Annotated in this window: 20 protein-coding genes; 5 read left to right on the top strand and 15 right to left on the bottom strand. The window is 59.0% G+C overall.

The genetic code is table 11. The features are described 5' to 3' along the window. Positions 1-4 precede the first annotated feature (4 nt). Positions 5-934 carry a molybdopterin-dependent oxidoreductase gene (locus F1529_RS15070; protein ID WP_155135930.1) on the bottom strand — a complete coding sequence of 310 codons (930 nt, stop codon included), beginning with the start codon at positions 932-934 and terminating at the stop codon, positions 5-7. A 104-nt stretch (positions 935-1,038) separates the two neighbouring features. After that, entirely contained in the window at positions 1,039-1,644 is a 606-nt protein-coding gene (locus F1529_RS15065) for a TetR/AcrR family transcriptional regulator (RefSeq protein ID WP_007150664.1), read from the bottom strand. A 161-nt stretch (positions 1,645-1,805) separates the two neighbouring features. On the opposite strand from F1529_RS15065, the gene F1529_RS15060 reads away from it, so the two are divergent. After that, positions 1,806-3,824 carry an NADPH-dependent 2,4-dienoyl-CoA reductase gene (locus F1529_RS15060; RefSeq protein ID WP_155135927.1) on the top strand — a complete coding sequence of 673 codons (2,019 nt, stop codon included), beginning with the start codon at positions 1,806-1,808 and terminating at the stop codon, positions 3,822-3,824. Positions 3,825-3,973: 149 nt separating this feature from the next. Here F1529_RS15060 and F1529_RS15055 read toward each other — a convergent pair whose 3' ends face one another. Then, on the bottom strand, positions 3,974-5,227 hold the full coding sequence (locus F1529_RS15055; protein WP_370457045.1) for an NADH:flavin oxidoreductase/NADH oxidase family protein: 1,254 nt from the start codon (positions 5,225-5,227) through the stop codon (positions 3,974-3,976). Between the two features lie 87 nt (positions 5,228-5,314). On the opposite strand from F1529_RS15055, the gene F1529_RS15050 reads away from it, so the two are divergent. Together F1529_RS15050 and F1529_RS15045 are read left to right on the top strand one after the other, a co-directional pair. After that, a complete protein-coding gene (locus F1529_RS15050; RefSeq protein WP_007150890.1) occupies positions 5,315-5,671 on the top strand; it encodes a helix-turn-helix transcriptional regulator in 357 nt (118 codons plus the stop codon). An 18-nt stretch (positions 5,672-5,689) separates the two neighbouring features. Beyond that, positions 5,690-6,124 (top strand): hypothetical protein, encoded by a 435-nt coding sequence (locus F1529_RS15045; RefSeq protein ID WP_007148854.1) that lies wholly within the window; start codon positions 5,690-5,692, stop codon positions 6,122-6,124. Positions 6,125-6,276: 152 nt separating this feature from the next. Here the strand turns inward: F1529_RS15045 and F1529_RS15040 are convergent, their stop codons facing one another. The 6 genes from F1529_RS15040 to F1529_RS15015 all read right to left on the bottom strand — a co-directional run bounded on the left by F1529_RS15040 (position 6,277) and on the right by F1529_RS15015 (position 13,566). Then, positions 6,277-6,606 carry a hypothetical protein gene (locus F1529_RS15040; protein ID WP_007149752.1) on the bottom strand — a complete coding sequence of 110 codons (330 nt, stop codon included), beginning with the start codon at positions 6,604-6,606 and terminating at the stop codon, positions 6,277-6,279. A 349-nt stretch (positions 6,607-6,955) separates the two neighbouring features. Then, on the bottom strand, positions 6,956-8,161 hold the full coding sequence (locus tag F1529_RS15035) for an acyl-CoA dehydrogenase family protein (protein WP_155135924.1): 1,206 nt from the start codon (positions 8,159-8,161) through the stop codon (positions 6,956-6,958). Between the two features lie 14 nt (positions 8,162-8,175). Next, a complete protein-coding gene (locus F1529_RS15030; protein ID WP_155135921.1) occupies positions 8,176-9,483 on the bottom strand; it encodes an acyl-CoA dehydrogenase family protein in 1,308 nt (435 codons plus the stop codon). A 591-nt stretch (positions 9,484-10,074) separates the two neighbouring features. Continuing rightward, positions 10,075-12,423: a fatty acid cis/trans isomerase gene (locus tag F1529_RS15025; RefSeq protein ID WP_155135918.1), complete on the bottom strand. Its 2,349-nt coding sequence runs from the start codon at positions 12,421-12,423 to the stop codon at positions 10,075-10,077. Between the two features lie 132 nt (positions 12,424-12,555). Continuing rightward, the gene (locus F1529_RS15020) at positions 12,556-13,008 is read right to left on the bottom strand and encodes a DUF3429 domain-containing protein (RefSeq protein ID WP_370457042.1); all 453 of its coding nucleotides are present in this window, start codon (positions 13,006-13,008) and stop codon (positions 12,556-12,558) included. 54 nt (positions 13,009-13,062) lie between these two features. Then, positions 13,063-13,566 carry a DUF1643 domain-containing protein gene (locus F1529_RS15015; RefSeq protein WP_155135915.1) on the bottom strand — a complete coding sequence of 168 codons (504 nt, stop codon included), beginning with the start codon at positions 13,564-13,566 and terminating at the stop codon, positions 13,063-13,065. Positions 13,567-13,629: 63 nt separating this feature from the next. Between F1529_RS15015 and F1529_RS15010 the strand changes: the two genes are divergently transcribed. Continuing rightward, positions 13,630-14,346: a nitroreductase gene (locus F1529_RS15010; protein ID WP_155135912.1), complete on the top strand. Its 717-nt coding sequence runs from the start codon at positions 13,630-13,632 to the stop codon at positions 14,344-14,346. 265 nt (positions 14,347-14,611) lie between these two features. Here F1529_RS15010 and F1529_RS15005 read toward each other — a convergent pair whose 3' ends face one another. Then, a complete protein-coding gene (locus tag F1529_RS15005) occupies positions 14,612-15,082 on the bottom strand; it encodes a hypothetical protein (protein WP_155135909.1) in 471 nt (156 codons plus the stop codon). 261 nt (positions 15,083-15,343) lie between these two features. Next, complete coding sequence (locus F1529_RS15000; RefSeq protein ID WP_155135906.1) at positions 15,344-15,859, bottom strand: Hsp20/alpha crystallin family protein; 516 nt, start codon at positions 15,857-15,859, stop codon at positions 15,344-15,346. A gap of 265 nt (positions 15,860-16,124) precedes the next feature. Here F1529_RS15000 and F1529_RS14995 point away from each other — a divergent pair, with 265 nt between their 5' ends. After that, positions 16,125-16,340, top strand: a complete 216-nt coding sequence (locus F1529_RS14995) for a dodecin (protein ID WP_007149047.1) — start codon at positions 16,125-16,127, stop codon at positions 16,338-16,340. A gap of 152 nt (positions 16,341-16,492) precedes the next feature. Here the strand turns inward: F1529_RS14995 and F1529_RS14990 are convergent, their stop codons facing one another. From F1529_RS14990 to F1529_RS14975, 4 genes are all read right to left on the bottom strand, one after another. Then, positions 16,493-18,148: a DEAD/DEAH box helicase gene (locus F1529_RS14990; protein WP_155135903.1), complete on the bottom strand. Its 1,656-nt coding sequence runs from the start codon at positions 18,146-18,148 to the stop codon at positions 16,493-16,495. 241 nt (positions 18,149-18,389) lie between these two features. Continuing rightward, positions 18,390-19,202: a DUF4198 domain-containing protein gene (locus tag F1529_RS14985; protein WP_155135900.1), complete on the bottom strand. Its 813-nt coding sequence runs from the start codon at positions 19,200-19,202 to the stop codon at positions 18,390-18,392. A 25-nt stretch (positions 19,203-19,227) separates the two neighbouring features. Further along, positions 19,228-19,719 (bottom strand): DUF2271 domain-containing protein, encoded by a 492-nt coding sequence (locus F1529_RS14980; protein ID WP_155135897.1) that lies wholly within the window; start codon positions 19,717-19,719, stop codon positions 19,228-19,230. Positions 19,720-19,752: 33 nt separating this feature from the next. After that, positions 19,753-20,358: a PepSY-associated TM helix domain-containing protein gene (locus F1529_RS14975; protein WP_007151033.1), complete on the bottom strand. Its 606-nt coding sequence runs from the start codon at positions 20,356-20,358 to the stop codon at positions 19,753-19,755. Positions 20,359-20,410: the final 52 nt, after the last annotated feature.

Below are 20,410 nucleotides of genomic sequence, written 5' to 3'. Positions count from 1 at the left end.
CGTGCTAGCCCATGTTGACGCCGGTGGACATGTGCACGGAGGCACGCTCTGCGCCACTGAACGTATCCGCCAGGTCACGAATGGTGTCGGCGCTCAGGCCTGCCACGCTGGCCACGGTATCGGCGCAATAGGGGGCAATGAACGCGCGCAGGGCCTCGATGCGGGTGCCATGTTCACGGATCACGCTCTCATCGAAACGGCCCAGCCTGTCGATCTCATGGAGCAGGGCGGCCATCAGGTAGAGATCCGTGTCGGGAAGGATTTGTATCACTTCTCCGGTTTTGGGGCTGGCGGATTCGATCTGGCGGGGATTGATGTAGAAGACCCGGGCGCCGCGCTGGCAGGCGGTGCGGATCTTGGCCATGGGGTCGGCGATGGAAATAAAGCTCATGTGTGAGACTTTCGGATTTTCGCCGAACATGAGCAGGCAATCGGTGTTCTCGATATCCGGTACCGGGTGCAGGGTGCTGGTGCCGAACACGGCTTCGCCGGCGGCAAACTTGTTGGCACAGTCCTGGGTGCCGGAATTGAAAATGCGCCGGCTGCCCATGGCCATGAAGAAATCGCCAATGGCCTGGCTGCCCAACGCATTGAAGGCCGAGGGGTTGCCAATATAGCCGCCGATGGCGTCCGGGCCGTACTGTTCGTGTATCTGTGACAGGGTGGCGCCGATGTCCGTGACAACGCTGTCCCAGTCCCGGGGTTGCCATTGGCCCTCACCGGGCCGGCGGCTGCCTTGCCGTGCCAGGGGCTGATCGAGGCGATCCGGATCCTGGTGGATGGCCAGGTAGTTAATGCCCTTGTGGCAGGCAAAACCTTTGCTGACAGGGTGGGCCTTGTCCGGCTGCAGGCGGGTGACTTTCCCGTTGGCGATCTGGGCGATCAGTGCACAGGAGGGTTCACAGACCCGGCAAAATGTTGGAATGGATTTCATGGCAGCCTCCCTGACGATTCAGTCAGGCTAGCCAATCGCGCCCGGGCAGGACATGACCGTTCCACTCATTTGTGTCGTCGCGGTCACGGGACCGGCCCGCAGGGTCAGGAGGAAGGCTGTGACAGGGCGGCCATGATCAGGGCAATGGATTGCTCGCTGACGGTCTCGATATCTTCCCGGTTCACGTAAATGCCATCAATCAGCAGGCGGCAAAGGCCGTGGACCGTGGCCCAGCTGGCCTGGGCCACGCGCAGCGAATCCGTTCTGGCTGGCAGGCGACCGGCCAACAGTGTCGCCAGCCGCTCGGCGTAGTGCCGGAAGCTACGGTAGGCGATGGTCTTGAGCTCATCGGTGGGCTCGCCGCCTTTCCAGATGGTACGCCCGAACATCAGTTCATATTGTTCCGGGTTTTCAGTGGCAAAACGCAGGTATTCGCGGACAAAATTCTGAATGCCTTCCTGTGAGCCGGCTTCTTGCAGTTGGCTGTTGATCATCTCGTCCAGTTGCCGGAAAGCCTGGGTGGCCAGGGCGCAGAGCAGGGCGTTCTTGTCACGGAAGTGGTGATAGGGCGCGGTTCGGGAGACGCCAGCCCGCTCGGCCAGCTTGCGTAGGGACAGGCCTTCGATGCCCTGTTCATTGAGCAGGGTATTCGCTTCCTGCAGCAGCGTCGCATGCAGGTCGCCGTGGTGATAGCGCGCGGTCTGTGTCATGAGTCTCCTGCCTTTGCTTGTGCCCTATGCGTGGTGGCGTTGCATGAAGCCGGTTGTGGCTCTGTGATCTTGACACTGTCAAAATAACCGCTTAACTTGACGCTGTCCAGATTAATCAACGCGTAGCCATCTGTGGTGCAGATGCCTTTGGAGACAACACCATGACAGCCAACCGCTATTCCAACCTGCTTTCCCCGCTGGATCTGGGGCATACCCAGATCAAGAACCGGGTGATTATGGGCTCCATGCATACCGGTCTTGAAGACCGTTTCTGGCAGTTCCCCAAGTTGGCGGCCTACTTTGCCGAGCGGGCCCGTGGTGGCGTTGGCTTGATCGTGACCGGTGGTTTCAACCCCAACAAGAAAGCCTGGTTTTACCCCTTTGCCGGGTTGTTCAACAGCCGTTTGGATGTGCGCAACCACCGCAAGGTGACTGATGCGGTGCATCAGGAAGGCGGCAAGATCGCTCTGCAGATTCTCCATGCGGGTCGTTACAGTTATCACCCCTTCTCCCGTTCGGCGTCTGCCATTAAAAGCCCGATCAACCCCTTCAAGCCCAAGGCCATGTCCACCAAGGAAGTGGAGCAGACGGTCAAGGATTTTGCCCATACCGCATGGCTGGCCAAGAAGGCCGGTTACGACGGTGTGGAGATCATGGGGTCCGAAGGCTACCTGATTAACCAGTTTACCGCGTCGTGCACCAACAAGCGCAAAGACAAGTACGGTGGCAGTGCCGAAAACCGCCGCCGTTTCCCGGTGGAAATTGTCCGCGAAGTACGTAAGCGCTGCGGCGACGATTTTATCGTCATGTTCCGTATTTCCGTGGTCGATCTGGTGCCGGATGGGGCCACCCGTGAAGAAGTGCTGGCGCTGGCCCAGGAAGTGGAGGCGGCCGGCGCCAGCCTGCTCAATTCCGGTATCGGCTGGCACGAAGCACGCGTGCCCACCATCGTTACGTCTGTGCCCCGAGCGGCTTTCGTGGAAGCGACCCGCCAGGTAAAAGATGTGGTCTCCATTCCGGTGGTGGCCTCCAACCGTATTAACGACCCGGACGTGGCAGAAGCCATTCTGGTCGCTGGCCAGGCGGACGCGGTCTCCATGGCGCGCCCGTTGCTGGCGGACCCGGATTTCGTCAAGAAAACCGAACAGGGCAAGGCGGATGAGATCAACACCTGTATCGCTTGTAACCAGGCCTGTCTGGATCATACCTTCCAGCTCAAGCGGGCGTCCTGTCTGGTCAATCCCCGTGCCTGCCACGAAACCGAACTGTTGTACCTGAAGACCGCCAAGCCGAAAAAAGTTGCTGTCGTTGGTGCCGGCCCGGCGGGCTTGTCCTGTGCCACGGTGGCGGCAGAGCGAGGCCATGCGGTGACCCTGTTTGATCAGGCGGGGGAAATTGGTGGTCAGTTCAATATGGCCAAAGTGGTGCCGGGTAAAGAAGAGTTCCATAACACCATCCGTTATTTCAGCAAAAAACTGGAAAGCACCGGTGTCACCATGAAGCTGAACACCCGGGTGGAAATTGCTGATCTGGAAGCCGCGGGCTTTGACGAAATTGTTATCGCCACCGGCGTGCTCCCGCGCACCCCGGGCATTCCCGGTGTGGACCACCCCAAGGTGTTGTCTTACGTGGACGTGCTGCGTGGCAACGCCCAGGTGGGCGAGAAAGTGGCGGTCATTGGTGCCGGTGGTATTGGCTTTGATGTGTCCGAGTTTCTGGCCGAACATCCCCGCGAAGGCGAACAGCCATTACCGGAGTGGATGAAAGAGTGGGGCGTGGATATGGCGGGTGACACCCCCGGTGGCCTGGTGAAAGCGGCACCGGAAAAACCGGCTCGCCAGATCACGTTGCTGCAGCGCAAGCCGACGCCGCTGGGTAAGGATCTGGGCAAAACCTCCGGCTGGGTACACCGCGCCACGCTCAAGTCCCGCAACGTGGAAATGCTGAAAAACTGCAGCTACGAAAAAATTGATGATGCGGGCCTGCATATCAAGATTGGTGAAGAAAGCCGGGTGCTTGACGTGGATAACGTGATTCTTTGTGCCGGGCAGGAATCCCTGCGTGAGCTGTACAAGGAAGACGGCAAGAACTTCCACCTGATTGGTGGCGCGGATCTGGCGGCCGAGCTGGATGCCAAACGCGCGATCAAGCAAGGCGCGGAAGTGGCGGCGAAGTTGTAAAGGTGGTTGAAAGTTAAAAGTTGAAAGTTGCAACGCGCCATTGGTGGGTTGGATCTGAAACGTAAGAGGCCGCGCTTATCGTTAAGCGCGGCCTCTTACGTTCTAGGGACAGGCAACACCTGTCTCGCGTTTCAACTTTAAACTTTCAACTAATTATTTGCCCGCAGACGGCGGGTCTTGAAGCTGCCTACACCCATGGTTGCGATAACCTTGAACAGGGCGAGCAGTACGCTCTCGTCCGGCTTTGGGTCTTTGCCTGTGCCCATGCGATGCAGCTGGCGGGAGAACCAGGACACTTCCATCATGGCCATGTTATCGATGGTCTTGATACCGGTTTTACGCGGGGTAACGCGGCTGACAACGCCACTCTGACCCGCCAGGATGGCGTTGGGAAGATCTGGTTCCACGGCCAGGGGGCGGGCGATGCCGATGATATCGGTGGCACCGCTGTCCACGGCTTGCGCCATGGCTTTGGCCGAGCGGAAGCCGCCGGTAACCATCAGCGGAATGGAAACCCGCTTGCGGATTTCGTTGGCGTAATCCAGGAAGTAGGCTTCCCGGTTGGCGGTACTTTCCCGTACGCCCTTGGCACCGGCCATGGCCGGGTTCTCGTAGTTACCACCGGAAATTTCCAGCAGATCGAGACCCTCGCTGGCCAGTGTTTCGGCCACGGTCATGGATTCTTCTTCGCTAAAACCGCCCCGTTGGAAATCGGCGGAATTGAGTTTGATGCTGACAGGGTAATCATCGCCAACGGCCTGACGGATAGCCCGGTAAATTTCCAGCGGGAAACGCATGCGGTTTGCCAGTGAGCCCCCCCATTGATCGGTGCGGCGGTTGTGATGTCCGGAGAGAAACTGGCTGACCAGATAGCCGTGGGCGCCATGAATTTGCACACCGCTGAAACCGGCTTTTTGACAGATGCGGGCGCTGGTGGCGAACCGCTGGATGATCTCCTGAATTTCCTCTTCGCTCAGCGCTCGGGGTGTCTTGAACGCGCTTTTCAGTTCCTTGCCAAAGGGCACGGCTGAAGGGGCAAGCGTGTCACCGCTGGCCAGCATGCGGGGAATCTGTTTGCCGGGATGATTGAGCTGTACCCAGATCGCCCCGCCGCGGGACTTGCCAGCCTCCGCCCAGCGTTTCAGCAATGGCATGTCACGCTCATCGTCCACTACCACGTTGTTCGGCTCGCCGGTGTGGCGTCGGTCGATCATGATATTCCCGGTAATCACCAGGCCAGTGCCGCCCTGGGCCCAGCGACCGTACAGGCGTTCCAGTTTCGGGGTTACATGGTTATCGATGGTGCCGAGTGCTTCGCTCATGGCCGATTTGCCGAAACGGTTGGGCAGGGTGACTTCGCAGGGCAATGCCAGGGTCTGGCCGAGAATATCAGCGTGGTTCACAGTGTCTCCTCCGATGGCGACGAACAGTGGCGACAAGGGATGTCGCAACGATATAGTTTGATGAGGATCAAACTATAAGTTAGTTTTATGACCGTCAAACTATTTTCCCGGGAGGTGCCGGTTTTGGCACAGAAAGACACTGTGACGGCGGAGCAGCTTGCTGCAGCCTTTCGTGCGCTGTCCAACCCTAATCGGTTGCGCATATACCAGGTGATTGTGGATCACTGTCGCCAGCATGGTCAGGCGGATCTGGCCAAGGTGCCTGCCGGCTGTGCGTTTGGGGATTTTATGCAGCGGCTCAATATTGGCGCACCGACGGTGTCTCACCATGTTCGGGAGCTGTCGGAGGCCGGGCTGATTCGTGTGGAGCGTGAAGGGCGCCGCCGGTTCTGCCATGCGGAGCCAATGATGCAGGAACGATTGGCTCATTTTTTTGAAATGTAACGAATACAGGGGCAGGGAATGACAGCGGATCAATGGGCGCTTTGGGGTTGTGGCATCTTCTTTCTCGTCGGCTTGCTGACCGGCGCCTGGAAGTATGTGCAGGTGGCCAATAGTGAGAAAGCCCGGGCGCATTACTATGTGGACATCGCCCACCGTGCCAGCTTGATGTATGCCTTTGCATGCCTGGTGTTGGAGCGCTTTGCCTTGCTCAGCGTTTGGGAAGACTGGGTAAACACCCTGGCGGTGCTGGCCTGTCTGATTTTCTTCGCTCTGGCCATCGGCAGCTATATTCTGCACGGCATGCTTAAAGACACCCGCAACCAACTGCAAAAGCCACATAGCATGGGCACGGCCACGGTACCGCAGGCGGCCATGACGGTATTTATGCTCGCGCTAATCGCGGCGGAAGTCGGTGGCTTCGCCGTGTTGTTCGCGGGCTTTGTGATGAGATGAGAGGGAGCTACGAGCCTGGATAAGGACGTGGGAAAGTCCCCAGAGTTTTCCTTTTCAACGTTTCACTTTGAACTGAACCCCGCGGGCATGGCGGTTACCGTGTGTCACCGTACCCGGCCCGCGTTGCAGCTTGAAGCGTGTTGCGCCTCTTATCAAGTGCAATAACGCCCGTACTGGCTTAGTGCCTTGCTGCTATGCGGGTCCACGGTATCAACCCAGACCTGCATGGAATCCTTGTTGCGATTGTTTTGCAGGTTGCTGAAATCCCCGGCGGTGAATTCGCCGAGCAGGGTATCCCCTTCCTGGGGCGTGATGCCATCCAGCTGTTTGACCAGCACCATGCCCTTGCTGGAGTTCAGCAGCATGTAGTCGCAGCTCTGGCTGATAATCACCGTGGCTTGCTGGTTGGCATGGGCAGCGTTGCCCAACATCATGAATCCAGCCAGACCGGCCCCCATCATGGTGTATTTGAATGCAGACATGTGGCTCCCTTCCTTTTTATTGTCCCACTCCACCTTCTACCTTTCACTTTACTGCCCCGCCGCGGGTGAACCTGTTGTCTAATCGCGGTAAAGCTGTAACCCGGTGTTGTGTTTTTATTGCGTTCCATCTGCCTTCGATACTGGCACACCTGATGGCAGGGCAACATCATCGTTATGTCTCTTTGTGCAGTAGGGAATAAGGCTGAGGTGCTGAGGCGGTGTAGGGCGAATTTGCCTGAACGGCGTTATTCGGTATGGGGCGGCCGTTGTGCGCGATCAGCGATGAAAAAAGCCGCTTCTGATCAGTCAGAAACGGCTTCATTCATTTGTCGGCAAAACGTCTGGAACGTTACTTCAACTCTTTGGAGCTCAGTCCAAGCACACGCCGAGCGATAACCAGTTGCTGAATCTGCTGGGTGCCTTCGAAGATATCCAGAATCTTCGAATCACGGGCCCATTTTTCCAGTAACTCGTCTTCGGTGTAGCCCAGGCTGCCGGCCAGTTCCACACAACGCAGGGTGATGTAATTACCGACCCGGCCGGCCTTGGCCTTGGAGATGGAGGCTTCCAGGGTGTTGGCTTTCTTGTTGTCGGCCATCCAGGCGGCTTTCACTGCCAGCCAGTAGGCGGCTTCCCAGTCAGCTTCCATCTTGTAGATTTCGGCTTCCACCGCAGAGCAGTTGTCCACGGGCTTGCCGTAGTCATAGGTGATGCTGTCTTTGAGCAACGCCTTGATGCGCTCCAGGGACGCCTTGGCGCAACCAATCGCCATGGCGGCCACCAGCGGACGGGTGTTGTCGAAGGTCTCCATGACACCGGCGAAGCCTTTTTTGGTGTCGATTTCCGGGCTGCCCAGCAGGTTTTCTGCCGGTACCCGGCAGTCCACGAAGTTGATGGCGGCGGTGTCGGAGGCGCGGATGCCCAGCTTCTTCTCCAGCCGTGCCAGTTCCATGCCGGGAGTGCCCCAGTCCACCACGAACGACTTGATGGCAGCGCGACCCAGTTTCGGATCCAGGCTGGCCCAGACCACCACGCAGTCGGCTCGTTCGCCGGAAGTGACGAAGATCTTCTCGCCATTGAGAATGTAGTGATCGCCGTCTTCTTTGGCGGTGGTGCGAATGGCAGCGGAGTCGGAGCCACAGCCGGGTTCGGTAATGGCCATGGCGGCCCACTTGCCCTTGAAGCGTTCCAGCTGTTCGTCGTTGGCCACGGCAGCAATGGCAGCGTTACCCAGCCCTTGGCGGGGCATGGCGAGCAGGAAGCCGGTATCGCCGTAACACATTTCCATGGCACCCAGGCAGACGCCCATGTTGGCGCCATTTTTGACGCTGCCGTCGTCCTGCACCTTACCGCTGCCGGTGGTGGCGGCGCCGGCGGAGTTAGCCGGATCGCCTTCGTTGAAGCCATCCAGCACCGAGGCGAGCATATCCAGCTCTTTCGGGTATTCGTGCTCACCGCGATCGTATTTGCGCGACAGCGGGCGGAGGGTGCTTTGGGCTACCTGATAGGCGTTGTTGATCAGGGGTTTGAACTTCTTGGGAATCTCGATATTCATGGTTGTCTCCCTCCTTACAGGTGCAGGCCGCCGAAGGCGACCCCCACAGCACGCAGATCCCGATACCAGCGTTCCACCGGGTACTCTTTGGTAAAGCCATGGCCGCCGAGCAGCTGCACGCCGTCGGTGCCGATTTTCATGGCTTTATCCTTCACCAGCGTGCGGGCCAGGTGAGCTTCGCGCTGGAAGCTTTTGCCCTGTTCGGCACGGCTGGCGGCGCGGTAGGTGAGCATACGCATGGCATCCAGCTCGATGGCCATATCGGCAATCATGAAGGCCACGGACTGGCGATGGCTGATGGGTTCACCAAAAGCGGTGCGCTCGTTGCAGTAGGGGCCAACGTAGTCGAGCACAGCCTGGCTGGTGCCAATGGCCATGGCGCACCAGGCGAGGGTGCCCAGGTCCACGAAAGCGCGATAATCAAAATCGCCATTACCCAGGCGGTTGTCCGCCGGGATGCGTACGTTATCCAGTTTCAACGGGCGCTGACCGCTGGCGCGGATGCCCATGGCGGGATCCTCTCCGGCGGTGAGCCCGTCCGTGCCGCCTTCCACGATAAACACGGCCGGGCCGCTATCGGTTTGCGCGGCAACCAGGAAAATTTCCGCTTCGGCCGCCAGCGGCACCAGAGATTTTTCTCCGTTGAGAACGTAGTCGTTACCGTCCTTGCGGGCAGTGGTGGCCAGCACCATGGGGTCGAACAACGGGCGCGGTTCGCATACCGCAATGGCGGCTTTGGGTGGGTTCTCTTCGGCGAAAGCGCTCAGGTATTTGTCTTGCTGCTGAGCGGTGCCCCACTGGGTCAGGGCATTGGCCACGCCCATGGGGGCGAGAATCGCGACGGCCTGGCCCATGTCGCCACGGGCCAGATCTTCTGCCAGCAGCATGCTGGTGACGGTGGACTTTTCGGTGGCGGCGCCGCCCAGGGATTCCGGTACCGCGAAGAAATTCAGGCCCAGTTCCAGTGCCTGGGCAATCACGTCTTCGCTGGTCCGTTGTGCGGCGTCTGCGTGCTCAGCCTGTTCGCGCAGTACGTTGGTGGCAAAGCCCTGCACGCTGTCGCGGATCATCTGTTGTTCGTCGGTGACACCAAGATCGAACAGGTCACGGGTATGGCCCGGGGCGGTAAGGCGCTCGGGTTTGTTGCCTGAGTTACCGGACTTGAATGCACGGGCGGTGGTGGTCAGTACCTGGAAGCCGCCTTTGGTCAGGCTGTAGGCAAGCCGCTCAACGCTTTTACGCATGCCCATCTTGTCGAGCACCTCCGAGCTGGCCAGGCGGTTAAGCGCGGTCAGCGCATAACCCACTGCATCTTTCGCCATGATGGAACCTCATTGTTATGTCTATGGATTGCATTCGATTATGGAGAGGTGAGCGACGGTCACATTGACCAGTGTGACTGACAGGTCGGGCATAGTAGCAACCGGCCTGGCGCCACAGACCTAGTCATTGGCAGACTTAGAGCGTATGGGAGGTTTATCGCGAATACCCGGCACTTTGCCAAACGCTCGACGCCGGATGCCTGACGCAAAACCCCATAGCCTGAGCGGCTGTCGTTATTGCGGTATCTCTTTTGAAGGGTATTTTAAGAGATAGTCAGGGCCATCATTGAGGGAATAATCGGGTAATGCGCTTTGCACAAAGAGCATGGAGATCAAGGTTTTCAGGTTTTGAATGCGAGCGTCTGTCGTCGGGCATCCGGCGTCCAGCGGCTGCCAGGGCGGGATAATGAGACAAGTTCTGAAGCCGGCTGACCACTCAACTCCGCGATAAATCGAAAAAAGAGGGGGGGAGCTTCTTGATGTTCCGTTCAACTTTCCACGTTGAACTTTCAACCAAACCTCGCGGGCAGGGTGGCTGCGCCATGGCACCTATCCCTCCCGCGTTGCGGTGTGTTACCCGCTGCTAATCTTTTAAAGGTTTTCGTACCGGTTCATATCGAGAATGCCAGCCTGGGTTGGCTCGTGCTCTTCCAGATACTCATCCAGCGCGTGGAAATACTGCCAGAATTCCGGATGAGTACGGCGGATACCGTAGGCGTCGACCAGTTTGGTGAAGTCCTCTTCAGTTTTCACTGCGTTCATTTGGGAGACGAACGCCTGCAGCTGATCATCCTGTACCAGGAACATGAAATTGGGATAGCTCGCCATGACGCCGGGGTACAGGGTCAGTGTATCCAGTGGCGGTTGGTAGCGCAGGGACTCGCCCATCATGAACGCCACGTTGCTATGGGCACGGTTGCGGAACAGGGAGTAGATTTCCTGCTCTCCCTGGCTGCCCTGTACATGCACCATGCTGACTTCCGGCATAAAGTTCACCGCAGGCAGGTTGGCGGCACGGCGTGAAGAAATGGCACTGAGCGTGTGGTCGGCATGCTGTTTCCAGGTGGATACATCAGCACGCTGACAATCCTCGCCGTCACAGCGGTTGATCGGATCTGGACGGGCGTTGAGTTCAGCAAAACGCGTCAGCAGCGTGTTGTTAAATTCGTTCATGGGCGTGCTGGTGTCGAACGGAATATTGGTGGGTAGATCGGTATCCACTGACTCATAGCTGATCGCCAGACGCAGTTGGCCGGTGTTTTGATACCAGTTGGCCAGCACGGTTTGGCGCAGCTCTGCCGGGAGGTAACGAAGCGTGTTTTGTTCTGCGCCGTTGCGGATAAGATCAAAGTAGAGACGGGTCTGCGCCTGATGGGAGACCGATCCGAACACATTGAAATTGACCACAAGGTTGTAATAACTGCGCTCGAACAGTGGATAGTCCATGACCCAGGTGGTCAGCGGCAGGTCACCAATCAGCCCTTTACGCACCGAGGCGTTATCGTGGTGACGGAAGATGGTCAGCAGGGCATTGCGATTATCGCCATCACCATTCCACACGGAATCCCAGCCCGGACCCTGTGGTTCATCGGTTTCGTAAGCCTGTTTGCGGGCTTTCAGATAGTCGTTGCGTTTGCCGCTGTATTTCAGCCATTCCGAACCGAGGGACAGCAGGTCGTCATCCTGGCCGGGCAAGCCGAGCAAGTCGCTGACCTGGGCACGGTAATCTTCATCGGTGATGTAGAGATCCTGATCCGGCTCCTGAAACACGGCCCAGAAATGGTCGCGGATCACATCGGTGGCCACCTGGCCGCGGCAAACCGGGCCACGAATAAAGGTGCGCACAAAATACTCGGCTTCATCCAGCATAAACTGATAGCGGGCACGGGCAGGAATGTCGGAAAAAGTGACGAAGGGATTGGCGCGTTGTTCATAACCATAACCGGGCAGCTCTTTTACTTCCCAGTCGGTGCCGAAAAACTGTTTTCGGGTCCGCGCCAGTTTGTCCTGGGTCAGGCCCAGGGTGATATGGGTTTTGTGCACCAGCGTGCCGCGGACCGGGGCTATGCGGTACCAGAAATTCTCTGGAGGCATTTGATTGGGGCGATCGGTGGCAACCCGTTTGATCGGCTCCCCAGGGGGCGTGCTGGAGCGGTGAAGCTGGAAGAAGTGGGCCGGTTTGCTGTCTTCTCCCTTGTCCAGATACAGGTGAGCCAGGAACAAGTGCTCGTATAACCAGCGAGCCACCAGCTGGTGTTTTGGATCGCTCTGGTTAAGGAAGGCCTCCCAGTCGTCGATCAGCTGTTGCTCTTCGGCGGTGGGGGTGATCACTTCCGGTTTGAAGCTGGCACCGTGCTCCAGCCAGCGGCTGATGGTGGCAAATTCGCTGTCGGTCAAGCCGGCCACGGCCAGTGGCATACCTTCCAAGGGGTGGTCGTCAGCGTAGTCGTCGAATTCATCCGGGGCGGGGCATTCGTTCTGCCGGCTCAGCCCCAGGGCGATATCGTCGGGCAGCTTTTCATTGGGATTGAAGGTGTGCTGCTTGCCCAGTTCGAGCATTTGGTACAACAGGGATGCCTGCATGCCTGAGGTGCTGTCGATGACGGAATAGAAACCCTTGTCACGCCATTGTGCGGTGGTCTGGGCATCCTGGAAAAGCCGGGTGGGGTCGACGGTGTTTTTGCGCCCACCGTTGTAGACCTTTTGTTTGCTGGCACCGCGATCAAGGCCTTCCACAGCTTCCAGTTTCAGTTGGCAGGGGGCATCGTAGCAGCCGTGACAGGCCAGGCATTTGTTCTCAAAAATGGGCCGGATATCGTCGTGATAATTGGGCGATTGGCTGGAAGCAACGGGGCTGAGAGCGGGGGCGGCCTGGGCCGAAAACGAGAACAACATCAATCCAAGTGTCAATGTAATGCGCTGAAGCCAGTGCTGTTTCATATGCCCGAATCTCCCTGTGACGAGCGCACAGTGTAGCGGGGGCAGACTGGCCGGGCCACGGTTACGCCGCCTTGAACGCATGCTGCTTTGTAAAAAAAGGGAAAGTCGTTGCGCTGTCAGGCAGAGGGCCGCTCACAGCATCCAGAACATGGTGGCGGCCCAGCCGATCAATACGGCGATGACGGCCGCGGCGGTGAGCTGGTGGCGCAGGTGTCGGTACCAGGTGGGCAGGGTGTCGTTGAACACCATTTGTTCGGTGCCCCATACATACATGAGCCCGGCGGCGAGCATGGGCAGTGCCAGCTCCAGGGGCAGCAGCAGGGCAAACCAGCCCAGCAGGGCAGGCATCAAACCAAACAACAGGGTGGGGTATTGATTGCTGTCGGCCATCTTGTCCAGGGCGCGGCCCCAGTGAATGGCTCCCAGGAAAGTAATGACAATGGCGGCGTAGGTGGCGAGGGCATGCAGGGCCCAGTTGCCCGTCTCGGCAACCCAGGACAGGCCCGCCAAGCCATAAAAGGGGGTGAGCCCAGCGTAGGACAGCCCTTTGGCACGACGGATGTTCTTTTCCAGACGTGTGCTCACAATGTTAATCCCGACGGGTGTTTTGTGCCTATTATTGCTCGTTCAAGGTGAAGGTCAGGACAAGGCGGCGTAGCCATCCCAGGGTTGGGCAGTGAGATGCTTGGGGAGATACAGTGGATGCGCCGGTTCCCCGGAGCTGTTCAGGCGAATGCAGTGCATGGCGGGCAGTTGTGGTGCCACCTGCAAGGCACGGTCATTGAAGCGACCGTGATTGCCCCAGGCGGCCACGACCAGGTCTGCCTGTCGCGCCAGGCGGCGCAGCCACTGGTCATTCTTCGGGCCCACCGGGTCAGCGGTGGCGAACAAGTCCTGCGGGTAGGTGGCCCGGTAGGCGAACAGATTGGCCACACACAGGCCGGAGTAGCCCCAGTCACGGGCAAAACCCATGCAGCGGCGGATGGTGGGGTCGTCCTGGCGGTGGTCTGCGGTGGAGGGGTTGAGGCCAATCAGCAGCATGAAGTCATCACCGTCACCCCACTGGCGCCACAGGGCATAGCGATACTGGCGACAGCGGGAAAAGTTGGCGCGACGTTGCAGGTTATCGATGGTCTTGGTCATGGCTGCGCATTGTAAGTCTCTGGCACAATAAAGGCTAAGTGGAACTCACAACAGGTTCAGAGTATGGAATTTCAGGATGTGATGGCCCAGCGCCACAGTGTGCGGGCATTTACCGACCAACCGGTGAGCGATGCGTTGCTGAACGGGTTACTGGCACGGGCCAGCGGGGCGCCCAGCTGGTCCAACACCCAGCCCTACCAGATCGCGGTGGCCCGCGGTGAGGTGCTGGAAAGTCTACGTCGCGAATTGCCGGAACGGTTTGATCAACTGATGGCGCTTCAGCGGGCGCCCATGGTGAAAAAGCTCAAGGCGCTGGTGACGAAAAAAGGGATGCCGGATGGCGATTATCGTCCGGTGGAGAAGTACCCGGATGACCTGCAGCCGCGCCGGGTCGCCACCGGCCATGGCTTGTACCAGTTGCTGGGCATTAGGCGGGAAGACAAGCAGGCCCGCCACGAGCAGATGGCGGCGAATTTCCGTTTCTTTGATGCGCCAGTGGCGCTTTTTGTGTTTGTGCACGAAGGCCTGGGGGTCTACAGCGCACTGGATGCGGGGATTTTTTTACAGAGCCTGATGCTGGCCGCCACGGACGAAGGGTTGGGAACCTGTGCCCAGGGGGCGCTGGCGTTATGGCGATCGCCGCTGGAAAAGCACTTTCAGTTGCCCGGTCAGTACAAGCTATTGTGCGGTCTTTCGCTGGGCTATGAAGCACAGGAAACCATTAATCAGTTCCGCCCGGACCGCCAGCCGCTGGAGAGTTTACTGATCCCGGAGAAATAGCATGGAGCGCCTGATAAATGACGCATGACGCCAAAAGCCTGACGGTTGACGCTTAAAATCTAAGGATAAAAGCGGCGGCGACTTCCTGAAAACGTGTTGGTTAGACAGCCGAGCCGTGGTGGCTGGTTTTGGTTTGTCGGGCATCAGGCCTTTGGCGTTCGGCTCTTCGCGATAAATCTTGTCGGTTGACTTTACCCAAGGGCACAGAGAGGCCGAAGGCCGTAAGTCGACACCTCTGTCGGTTTACGGCTGAGCCTAAAGCGACCTACTGTTGTGTAAAGACGCGCAGGATGGGAAAACGGTGGTACCCGAAAAAAACCATCTTGCGCTGTTGCTCTGCGGCGGCGAAAGAGCCTTCCAGGTTGCTGGCGTGGCGGCGGTCGCCGTTGGCGAATTCCGCTACCAGGTAGTCGTCACGCAGAATACGCTGGCCGCCGGCATCGTTTCGCAGGGACACCAACGCCCATCGTTCACCGCTATCACTGCTCAGGCTGCTGGCGTCCAGCAGGATAAAACTGCTGCTGTCCGGTTCCAGCGGGTTATCCCGATCAAAGTTGGCATTGTCGGTAATCGCCAGTGGCGTATCAAAACGCAGAACGGCGCTGTTCTCCGCATGGAGGGGCGCCGTAAAGCCCAGCGCCATGGCGCAGACAGCGCCGGCCAGAAGGTGGTGACGTTGCCGCGTGTTGGCGGCTTTGTGGCCCCCGCTTCTGGGGTTGAGTAAGCGCAGACGCATCGCCGGGTTCTCCGTGGCTTGCCAGTAGAGTTCCTGATTACCCGTGTTGTTTGGTGATGATGCCGTGAAACCCCGGTAATGAGGCTGAATCCATGGGCTGAGTATGGTTCCGGTGCGGGCCGGGCGACCTTCAACATGGTCGACGGATTACTCCGGTCACGGCCTCGCGAGCAGATATGGAGCACGGGCCGTGACGTCAATAGAGACACACCGGTTCTTCGCGTTGTTGCTTGAAGCGTGCAGCCTGTTGCGCCTCCTCAATCAATGAATCTCGATGCGCCGGCTGCCCTGGTGATGGTGCTCGTGGCGAGGGATGCTGAGTGACAGTACTCCGTTGTGGAAGACGGCGTTCATCTGCTCGGCATCCGCATCGGCCGGCAATGTCAGCATGCGCTGGAAGGGCCCGAAACGGCGCTCACTATAATGGTAGCCGTCGCGGTCATTTTCCTGGATGGGGGTTTTGCTGCCGCTGATCAGCAGCATGTTGTTGTCCAGCGTCACATCCAGGTCGGATTTCTCCACGCCGGGTAATTCCGCGGTAATCAGGTAGTGGTCGTCGCGCTCCAGAATATCCAGGTTGGGGCGCAAGGGCGCGTTGGGTTGGGCGTGTGGCGCCGGGGTCGTCCAGGCCATGTCGCCAAGCATCTGTTCGAACCAGTTGTCGAACTCACGTTCCCAGCGCAACAAGGGATGGCCGGGTTGTCGTTGCGGGAGAGGCCGCTCGCGGTTGCCCTCCTGACGAAGCCAGTTCCAGGGTGTCATTTTATGCATATCCATCGCGCGTCCTCCTGTGGGGGTTGGAATAAACGGTTGGACAATGACCAGGTGCTTCACCTCTTGTTATGAGGGAAAGGGGGGCGGCTTTCAATGCCTCGGTTCTATAACCAATGGTGGTTTTTTGATCGACTGGGCAAAATCACCCCCTTGTAATCTGCCGGCTTCGGTGTCACAGATGAAAGAAGAAGGATGAGGGCAGAGCGTTTCCGGTGAGGGATGTTTTGCCGCTCAGAACATGGAACATGTACCGAAAAGGAGAGCAGTCATGTCTGACCATCATGTCTACAAGAAGGTTGAATTAGTCGGGTCGTCTCGCACCACCATTGAAGACGCTATCGAGAATGCGCTGGTCACGGCCAGTGAAAGCCTGGAGCTGATGGACTGGTTCGAGGTAACCGAAACCCGCGGCCATATCGAGAATGGCAAGGTGGGGCATTATCAGGTGACGTTGAAGGTCGGCTTCAGAATTTCCGGATCCTGAAATTGGACGCCGGACGCTAGAAGCCACAAAAAAACCGCACCCTTTCGGGCGCGGTTTTTTTGTAGAGAACCCGGCGCGGAGCTGGGCCTCTCAATCACGAATTAACGACCTTCGTGTTGCAGCGTGTTGCGTGAAGCGTGCTGCGTCTCTTCTTACACCATTTCCAGATCCAGAGCCTGCTGGCAGACCCGCGCGGTGCGGATCACGTGCAGCTGCTTTGGTGACAGATCTTCTGGCAGTTCCACGGTGCTGTGGTCCTGGTGGATCTTGATCGGACCGATCAGACGGCTGGGCAGTTTGGCTTCGTTGGCGATGGCGCCAACAATGTTGCCCGGTTTCACGCCGTGGTCGTGGCCGACCTTGATCCGGTAGCGGCGCATGGTCTTGTCGCTGCGACCCTTGTCGTTCCGGTTACGCGGGTTACGCTCTTCACGACGGCCACCCACGTGGGCGGATTCGCGACGGCGCGGTTCTTTGACCATTTTCGGTTCTTTCAGGATCAGCGGCTCACGCTTGAACATCATGGTGGCCAGGGCGGCAGCCATGTCGTTGTCGCTGATGTCCATGGCGTCACGCAGCTGGTTGACCAGCGCGCGGGCTTCATCAACGTTGGCTCCAGAGGTGAAGCCGGCCAGCTGTTCCTGGAAGCGGGCAATGCGCTTGGCATTCAGGTCATCCACGGACGGCAGCGCCATCTTTTCGATGCTCTGACGGGTGATGCGCTCGATCTGACGCAGCACGTGTTGCTCGCGACGGGCCACAAACAGGATGGCATCACCCTGGCGGCCAGCACGGCCGGTACGACCAATACGGTGCACATAGGCTTCCGGGTCGCCGGGCATGTCGTAGTTCACCACGTGGGTGATCCGTGGCACGTCCAGACCGCGAGCGACCACGTCGGTGGCGATCAGCAGGTCAAAACGCTTGTCTTTCAAACGCTGTACGGTTTTTTCCCGTTGCTGCTGGGGAATATCGCCGTTCAGGGCTTCGGCACGCAGGCCGCGACGGTTCAGCTGCTCGGCCAGTTCCAGAGTGGCCTGCTTGGTGCGCACGAAAACCAGCACCGCATCGTGTTCTTCGGCTTCCAGAATCCGGCATACGGCGTCGAGCTTGTTCAGCCCGGCCACCGGCCAGTAACGCTGGCGGATGGTGGTACCGGTGGTGGCGCCGCCATTGTCGATGCGAACCAGTTTGGGTTGCTTGAGGTGTTGGTCAGCAACCTTGCGAATGACCGGCGGCATGGTGGCCGAGAACAGCGCCAGCTGACAGTCATCGGGAGTACGTTCGAGTACCCATTTCACATCGTCGATGAAGCCCATGCGGAGCATTTCATCGGCTTCATCCAGCACCAGGGCTTTCAGGTTGTTCAGTTTCATGGAGCCGCGTTCCATGTGATCCATGACGCGGCCGGGGGTGCCGACAATAACCTGGGCGCCGCCGCGCAGGCCTTTCAGCTGGGTGCGGTATTCACCGCCGCCGTAAATGGGCAGAACCTGCAGACCTTTGATGTCTTTGGCAAATTCTTCACACGCAGTGGCGACCTGGATAGCCAGCTCGCGGGTAGGGGCCAGGATCAGCATCTGCGGTTCACGCAGGGTCGGATCCAGACGGGCCAAAAGGGGCAATGCAAACGCAGCCGTTTTACCTGTGCCGGTTTGTGCCTGGCCCAGAAGATCGTGTCCATCCAGCAACAGCGGGATGGCTTGCGCCTGAATCGGCGAAGGCTGCTCGAAGCCCTGACGGGCGATCGCAGTGAGCAGAACCTCGGGCAGGCCTAAAGAGGCGAACCCGGAACGGGAATCTGACATGTAGTACCTATGGATTAGGGGGAGGGGCCGAGCGAGGGTCGGCGAGGGCGCGGAGTATACGTAGCTAATGCGCAAATTGCACGTTTTTTCGCCAATCACCAAGGTGAGATGAAAGCGGGCAGCCCGGCTGGCTCAGAGGGTGCAAGCGCGGGAATATGGGCAGGGCTCAGGGCTGAACGGTACGAAATTGGCGGCTTTGGGGTGGCCTCGCCCGGTTGGGCGGGGCCACGTTAGAGTTCGCTTACATGGGCAGTACTTCAACGGTGCCCAAATACTGCAGGTAGCGTTCGGCGGCTTTCGGGTTGCTGACGTTCTTGTCGCCGGTGCCCGCTTCCAGGAAGTAACGGCCAGCGGCGGGCCACTGGATGTTGACGATGCCCTTGTCATCGCTGGTGACAGACCAGTTTTCCTGACTGTCACGGTAGCGGGTGCCGCCGGGAACCAGTTCCACCTTGATGCCGGCAGCCGCTTTGCCGTCCAGCAGCAGTTTCCACTGGGCGGTTTCGCCAGCGTAGAGGTCATTGGGGTGGGTCAGCAGTTCCAGCTCCAGGCCTTTGCCGGTAGGTTTCAGGCCGGTTTTGTTGGGCGCGCCCAGGGTGGCATAGGTTTCCAGACGGTTGAGCACTTCCAGCAGTTTGACGTCAGTGGCGTCTTTGGGCAGCTCTGCCAGCAGCTTGTCCGCGTCTTTGCCCCGGCTGCGCTGGCGTTCGCCATCCACTTTATAGGACACGAAATAGCCGGGCTGGGCCACGCTGATCCGGTAGCTGCCTTCCTGTTCCAGCTGTACGTCAAACACGCTGCGGGTGTGCATCTTGGTGGCGTTGTCCACGGTGGCGGGCTTGCCGTCGGGGCCGGTGACTTGCAGACCGTCGACGGGGTAGGCCCGCTCGAAACCGAAGATCTCATTGGAAATGCTGGCGTCCACGGTAATCCACTGGGGCTCGGACACGGTGGTATGGCTGGGCAGTAGCCACAGCTTGTGGGCCTGGGCGGGCAGGGCGGTGGCCAGCACCAGGGCGGCCAGTGCGGCTTGATGGAAACGGACTCGGATCATGGTGGTGCTCCTTGAGTAGTCGGTGTTATTGAGAGACGGTCAGGGTCACGGTGCCCAGTTCGTCGGTGCCTTTAACTTGTTGTTGCTGCGGTGTTTTTTCGGCTGGCCATCGGAAGGGCAGTTTCACCACTTCGCGGCCCCCCACTTCCCGGGCGGCTTCCACCACCAGGGTGTACTCACCCGCAGGCAGGGATTGCAGGGCGTCCAGTTTGCTGAAATCCACGGTGTGCGTGCCCGGTGAGCGGGTGGCGCCGGTGAGGCCGTCATAGGGGGCGGACTGGCTGCGACCGGTACGTCGCCACCACTGGCGGATATCCTTGAGCCATTTTTCCTGGTCGTCGTACCACAGCCCCAGTGGTTCCAGGGTGCTGCGGTCGGCGTTTTCCACCCAGAAGGCCACATAGGGGGCGTGGTATTCGGCCACGCGCTTGCGCGGGACTTCCACGTCCACCGAAAAGGTATCCGCGAGGGCCTGGCTGGTGAGCAGGGGGAGCAGAGCAAGGTAACGCAAGCGCATGGGAAGGTCCTTTCTTGTCTTAAATGGCGGTGTTTAATGCATGAAAAACACGATCAACAACCAGGGCAGCACCAGCCCGGCCACGGTGACCGGCCAGGTGGCCGGGCGTCGTTTGGCGTGAAGCATCATCAGGCCCAGGCCGGTGAACGCGAAAAGCAGGCTGGCCACGGCAAAAATATCGATAAACCAGATCCACACGGTGCCGGTGTGGCGGCCTTTGTGCAGGTCATTGAAAAAGGCGATCCAGCCCCGGTCTGTGGTTTCTGCGAGTACCGTGCCGTTATTCATATCAATGGCCAGCCAGGCATCGCCGCCGGGGCGAGGCATGGGCAGGTAGATCTCGTCGGCGGCCCATTCCGGCTCTCCGCCGGTGTGCTGCAAATCCATTTTCTGTGCCAGCCATTGCTGGACGGCGGCGGGCAGCTGGCCGTTCTTTTGCTCCGCGAGCGCGGATAACAGTTCGGCGGGTAGCTCACCCTGATGCTCGCGGATGACCGGGTCGGCGCTGATCTGGCTGGCGTGGTTGAGGGTGATTCCGGTCAGGCTGAACAACACCAGGCTGATCAGGCAGATCGCAGAGGTCACCCAGTGCCATTGATGGAGTTGTTTCAGCCAGAAGGCTTTGCGTTTTTTATTCACGGTGGCGTTCGGTCGTTCGCAGCAGAGGGGGAGATGTTAATGAGAATGGTTA

The sequence above is a fragment of the Alcanivorax sp. VBW004 genome (assembly GCF_009718865.1).
GTDB lineage: Bacteria > Pseudomonadota > Gammaproteobacteria > Pseudomonadales > Alcanivoracaceae > Alcanivorax.
Note: the sequence above shows the minus strand (reverse complement) of the source record. Positions and strands in the feature narration are given on the sequence as shown.